Source organism: Candidatus Wallbacteria bacterium (assembly GCA_028687545.1).
GTDB lineage: Bacteria > Muiribacteriota > JAQTZZ01 > JAQTZZ01 > JAQTZZ01 > JAQTZZ01.
In genome coordinates this window covers 1-6,257 of the sequence record JAQTZZ010000096.1, presented here as the reverse complement: position 1 = coordinate 6,257, position 6,257 = coordinate 1, and the positions used below count along the sequence as shown (strand labels likewise).

Genomic DNA, 6,257 nt, shown 5'->3' with positions numbered 1-6,257 from the left:
GGTAAGTTTTATCAATTTCCGATTCCGGCTGCGGGTTCAGCTCCGGCTCTTCGGTTTTCTTGTTTTTCTTCCACAGGAAATCAAAAAGCATAACTTCCTCAATCTTTGAGAGGAAGGTAGTATACAGAATACTGAGAGATGGTTCAAGCTCAAGGTTTAGGTGATTCTGATGTCTGTGTCAGGATTTTCCAGGATTATGTAGTAATCGCAGCGATCATTGAAGTGATAATATCCAGCCTGGTCTGATGAGCAGATGAAACGGTCCTTGTTTTTCTTGTCCAGCATGGCTCTCAGCCGTGAAATCGCCTTTCTGACGCTGATACCGTCATATTCGGGGTCGAATTTGCGTCCCCAGTTGATAAAAAACAGTTCAGCAGTGCCAATGGATTTTCCTGGCTGGGTCGCAAATGCTGTGAAAAGCGGCAGCAGGGTGCGCTTGCTGAAAAAATCGATATCTTTTCCATCCACTCTCAGAATCCTGTTCGCAAAATCCACGAAAATCTCGAATTCGGAGGATTTCTGAGAGATTTTGCCGATTTCCAGGGCTGAAACCTGCTTTTTTCCGTCTTTTTGCGTGATTACCGTGTAATTTCCGCTTCCTGCCTGGCGGATATGGTCTGCAAACCAGTTCAGGTCAGACTCGAACTTGACTCTGTCGCTTCCGCTCAGTTCCAGGATCAGCTTTTCAGCGGCTTTTCTAAACTCCGAAAAGCATTCATCCCCAGTCAGTTCCAGGGCGATGGACAGGTAAAACTGCGAAGATGCGGCCAGTTTCTGGTTTCCGTTTTTCAGAGCGAAGTCCCTGGCCTGAGTGAGATATTCCAGGGCTTCACTTGTCCTGCCGCGGAACAGCAGGTACAGAGCCATTGACTGTCCGACTTCCGCGCTGTGCAGTTCATCCTGTCTGGCTTTGCTGGATTCAAGGGCTTTCCTGAGATACATTTCGGCTTTGTCCAGATCTCCCATTCTCATGTAGATTTCACCGAAGAAGGCAAAAAAATATGTCTCCTGATGAGTCAATCCGAGTTTTCTGGACAATTCCAGGGCTTGATTTTTAAGTTCAAGAGCTTGTTCCCATTCTTCTCTCTGGAAATGGATGAATGCCTGCAGGGATCGGATATAGATCAGGTAAAAATTCTCCCTGAATTTCAATTTGAGTTCTTCGCATTCCCGGATTTCCGCTTCAGCCTGCTCCAATTTGTCCATCCTGGAGTTCAGTGCCGCTTTCTGGTAAAGAGTGTTGGAAAGGTCCCTGAACGCAGGCAGTTTTCTCTGCATCACTTCCGCTTTTTCCATGCAGGCCAGAGCTTCGTAGGGCCGGTTGATCTGATCCAGAAACACGCCATACGCCAGCAGAATGCGGGCTTTGGACGGTGTCGGGTCATGGCATTTCTCCTCTTCCAGTGCCAGGGCTTTTTTGTAGTAAATCTCTGTTTCGGCAGGTACGTCATTGCTGGAGAGGCAGAATGCCAGGCTCGCATAGAGCAGCGGAAGATCAGGTCCGCTGAAACCGAGAGCAAGTGCTTTCCTGTAACCTGCGATGGCTTCGTCGTAAAGACCCTGCATGCCTTTGATCCTTGAACTAAAAAAGGCCTGAGATCTTTCATCCATCAGCCTGATGACAGTTTCAGCCTCCTGGAACTTTCTCAGAGGGATCAGAAAAAATGCCTGTGCTCTGAGGATTTCGTCGAATCGCCAGCTCGCTTTCCGCTGGATCAGACCTTCCAGGAGATGGAGCACAATTTCAGTCTCTTCGCCTGACAGAAGCTGGCTGTCAGATATGGTCAGCAGAAAGTCTACGGCTTTTTCTTCACATCCTGCTTTTACGAAATGATGAAAAGCCTCGATCTGTCTGGCAGGTTCGGTACCAGGATGGCAGAAATACTCAGCTGCAGACAGCTGAAATTTTCCAGATTCTGCTTCTGGAATCTTTTTTAGCGCGAAATCCTTGAGAATCACCTGCAGCTCTATGCCTGATCCGGATATCTCCAGCAGGAAACTGTCGGACAGGCATTTGACATGCTTTTTCTCTGCTTTTGAAAAAAAGAGGTCAGCCCGGACCGGCACACGTAAGACGGACAGTTTCAGCATTGCAGAGCGTTCGTCTTCGGTCAGTTTTTCCCAGATGCTGTTGAGAAGCTTTTCTCCAGCTTCCTGCCGAAAGTCCGAACAGTCTTCCAGCAGGGTTTCCACTGTATGTTCCCCGATCTTTAAAAAAACAGCGAACATTTTCAGCAGAAAAGGATATCCCCTGGTCAGATCAAAAATCCGGTCTTCCTGGAGTTTGGAGAGTTTCAGATCGTGCGGCAGCATTTCCTTAAGGATTGCCAGGGAATCATTTTTAGCAAGTCCGGTGAGCTGCAGTTCAAAGATCTCAGCCAGGTCAGACCTGGAAAGATCAGGTCTTTTATTAGTGATCAGGATGATCCTGGCTGTATTCAGGTATCTGCAGGAATTTATTATGAATTTGAGAGTATCTGAATTTTCCACGAACTGGAAATCGTCGATGAACAAAAGAAGCGAGTTTTCGTCCAAAGCTTTGATGATGTCTTCGGATTGAGCTGATGACAGGGCGGAGTATTTCCGGTCCAGGGTAAGATCTTTCAGCTGCTGGACAAGGGCTGCCAGCATTTCGCCGCTCTGCCAGCCGTTTTCGCATGACACCCAGATGATTTTCTGTTTTTCCTGCTGCATTTTCCGGGCTAGATAAGATGCAAGAGCTGTTTTTCCGCTGCCGTCGATTCCGGCAATAATCAGCACTTTATCGGCAGGGATTTTTGCTGACAGAACATCAAGCTCTTTGTCGCGGCCTTTGAATACTGCAGGTGGTGAAGGAAGCATCATAAATACATAATAAATCAAATCAATCTGGCAGGGCAAACTGTGCATGGAAAATTATTCACAGTTATTCACTGGATGAACGTATAGCTCCAGGCTATTCTTGGCTTAATAAAATAACGGGGGAATCAATGAAAAGAGCTGTCTGTGGACTGCTGATCTCGCTGACGCTGACCATGTCTGTATCTTCCCAGGAAGTCGGGGTAAAAGAGCGCGCGATCAGATCGAAGAATGACGCTGAGTTCCAGAAAGTGCTGGATATCTGCAAGAACGAGAAAGCTACATATACAGTGGACAGGAATACGCTGCCAGACGATGTGGAGCTCAAGGATCTGGCTGGTGCTTCGGCAGGCGGAATCAACAGGGGCCCGGCAGCTCCGCTGGACAGGAGCAGGGAAGTCCCGTCCCATTTCGACTGGACAGAAAAAGCTTGTGTCACTTCGGTCAAGTACCAGGGAAATTGCGGATCATGCTGGGCTTTCGCTTGTGCGGCAGTAGTTGAGGCCGGCTGCCTGATTAATGAGCATAAGAACATCGACCTGTCTGAGCAGGACCTGATTTCCTGCAATTCCATGGGTTTCAGCTGCAAAGGCGGAAATTACATGGCCCTCACCCAGGTGATGCAGAATGGCCTGGCTCTGGAGCAGGACCTGCCCTATCAGGGAGTGGAGACCGCCTGCACCAATGTACCAAGAACCTGCAGAATCAAGATGTGGTACACAGTGAGTTCAGATGTGGACTCCATGAAAAGTGCCATCATGCAGTACGGGCCGATTTATACGCATCTGACTGTAGACTCGAATTTCCAGTTCTATTCAGGAGGCATTTACAATCACGACGCCACTGAAGGCACTCAGCACGCGATCGTGATCATCGGTTGGAACGACCAGTATCAGAGCTGGATCATCAAGAATTCCTGGGGCGACTGGTGGGGGATCAGAGGCATGGCATACGTGCAGTATGGCAAGTCCGGCATTGGCAACTACAGCGCCTGTATAGACTACAATGTTGAAACAATCCAGATCGGCACAGTCAGTTCCTCGGACGGCGTCGCCAATGTCAGAAGCGGCCCTGGCACCAACTATTCCATCCTTACTGCGCTGAGAAACGGGACACAGGTAAAAGTGCTGAGCCTGGAAGGGAACTGGTACAGGGTGACTCTCGATGACGGCAGAACAGGCTATATTTACAGCAATATCCTGAAGGTGAATTGATAGAGCAGATGGGGTCTGGCCGAGCCCATCGGCTGACGATCATCCAAAACCGACCTTACCACATCGATAGCGATCAACTAGGCATCGGAATTCCATCAACAGCGGCGGCCATTCTGGCCGCCGTTTTCAAACACAGCTGAGAAGCTTTCAATCGAACTGGAAAAGAATTATCATTTTCTAGTGCAGATGATAATCAGTCATTACGAATTCAAGGAGGGCAGTCTTGGATATTCAGCAAGTGAAAATCGACAATCCTGAAGAACTGAATTTTATTTTCGGGCAGACCCATTTCATCAAATCAGTGGAAGACTTATACGAACTCTGCATCGGATCTTCGGCATCCATCAGATTCGGCCTGGCTTTTTCCGAGGCTTCCGGACCCTGCCTGATCAGAAGCGCTGGAAATGATCAGGATCTGCAGAATCTTGCTGAAGCAAACCTTCAAAAAATCGGAGCAGGCCACACTTTCATCATTTTCCTGAAAAACGCCTTTCCCATCAATATCCTGAATCAGGTGAAATCCTGCCCTGAAGTCTGCGGTATTTACTGCGCTACGGCCAATCCTGTGACTGTCCTGCTGGTGGAAGCAGACGGCGGCAGGGGAGTGATCGGGGTGATAGACGGGGAAAGCCCGAAGGGTATAGAGACCCAGACTGACATAGAGAACAGGAAGGGATTTCTCAGGAAGATCGGGTACAAGCTTTGACAATTCCGGGTTATAGGAATATGCTGATTTGGAAGTTGGTAAGTTAATAAGTTGGTAAGTTTGTAAGTTAAAGGAATTTGTCTTCTGATTACTACAATCTTATAAACTTAAAAACTTAATAACCCCAATCGATTTTTATTAGTTTCTGTTGTTGGAGTAAGTATGAAACTTGGTGTCAACATTGATCATATTGCCACGCTGCGCCAGGCACGCAGGGAAGACCAGCCTGATCCTGTTACAGCAGCCCTGATCTGCGAGCTGCATGGCGCTGACGGGATCACCTGCCATCTGCGCGAAGACAGGCGACATATCCAGGACAGGGATCTGCATCTGCTGCGTAAGCTCATCAAAACCAGACTTAACCTTGAAATGGCTTCCAATCCGGAGACCATCGGTATCGCAGGCGAATTAAAGCCGGATCAGGTGACGCTTGTCCCTGAACGGCGGGAAGAAGTGACAACTGAAGGGGGTCTGGATGTCAAGGCGGCTCTCAAGGACCTGAAAAAAGTCGTCAAGGGATTCCAAAACCTGAAAATCCAGGTGAGCCTTTTCATAGACCCTGAATACGAGCAGATCGTATCAGCGGCCGAATCAGGCGCTAATGCCGTTGAACTGCATACCGGAGCTTATGCCAGGGCTTTCCGCGCAGGGAATTGTGAAGATGAATGGACTCGCCTGCGCAAGGGGGCTTTTGAAGCCAGACGCAGCCATCTGCTGGTTTTCGCAGGGCACGGGTTGGATTATCGCAATGTATCCGCGATCAGGACCATTGAAGAGATCACGGAAGTCAATATCGGCTTTTCCATAGTTGCGCAGGCAGTCATGACCGGACTGCCTTCAGCAGTGGCTGAAATGAAAAAATTGATCAGGAGAATTTGAAATGTGTGGAATTGTCGGATATATAGGCGGGAGGAAAGCTGTTCCGATACTGATCGAGGGGCTGAAAAAGCTGGAATACAGGGGATACGATTCTGCCGGCGTATCATTTATTGATGCAGGAGTTAAAGGGCAGGATACCCTCAAGGTGATCAAACAGGAAGGCAGGATCGCAGCCCTGGAGAAATTGATCACTGGAGAGATCAATTCTAAAATCGGCATCGGGCACACCCGCTGGGCCACTCATGGGGCTCCATCATTTGTAAATGCTCATCCACATTTTGACTGCACGCACGAACTGGTACTGGTCCACAACGGGATCATCGAAAACTACCGCGACCTTAAGGAAAAATTGATGGAACGGGGTCATGTCTTTGTTTCAGAGACTGATACAGAAGTGATAGTGCATCTGATCGAGGATTATTACGAGGAAGACATCGAATTCGCGATCAAGGCCGCCCTGAATGAAGTCAAGGGAGCTTATGCAATCGCAGTTCTCTCACTGGGCGAGCCGGACAGGATTGTCGCAGCCAGACATGGCAGCCCGCTGATCATCGGGATCGGAGAGGGTGAGAATTTCCTGGCATCCGATATCACTGCAGTCCTGAAACACACCCGTAAAA

Annotated in this window: 5 protein-coding genes; 4 read left to right on the top strand and 1 reads right to left on the bottom strand. The window is 48.7% G+C overall.

What is annotated here, in order from left to right:
* Positions 1-156 precede the first annotated feature (156 nt).
* The gene (locus tag PHW04_18915) at positions 157-2,844 is read right to left on the bottom strand and encodes a tetratricopeptide repeat protein (GenBank protein ID MDD2717966.1); all 2,688 of its coding nucleotides are present in this window, start codon (positions 2,842-2,844) and stop codon (positions 157-159) included.
* A 125-nt stretch (positions 2,845-2,969) separates the two neighbouring features.
* Here PHW04_18915 and PHW04_18910 point away from each other — a divergent pair, with 125 nt between their 5' ends.
* From PHW04_18910 to PHW04_18895, 4 genes are all read left to right on the top strand, one after another.
* Positions 2,970-4,052, top strand: coding sequence for a C1 family peptidase (locus PHW04_18910; GenBank protein ID MDD2717965.1), 1,083 nt, complete (start codon positions 2,970-2,972; stop codon positions 4,050-4,052).
* Positions 4,053-4,275: 223 nt separating this feature from the next.
* Positions 4,276-4,758, top strand: coding sequence for an adenosine-specific kinase (locus tag PHW04_18905; protein MDD2717964.1), 483 nt, complete (start codon positions 4,276-4,278; stop codon positions 4,756-4,758).
* A 162-nt stretch (positions 4,759-4,920) separates the two neighbouring features.
* Positions 4,921-5,637, top strand: coding sequence for a pyridoxine 5'-phosphate synthase (locus PHW04_18900; protein MDD2717963.1), 717 nt, complete (start codon positions 4,921-4,923; stop codon positions 5,635-5,637).
* A 1-nt stretch (position 5,638) separates the two neighbouring features.
* Positions 5,639-6,257, top strand: a 619-nt coding sequence (locus PHW04_18895; GenBank protein ID MDD2717962.1) for a class II glutamine amidotransferase, incomplete at its 3' end; no start/stop codon positions are given.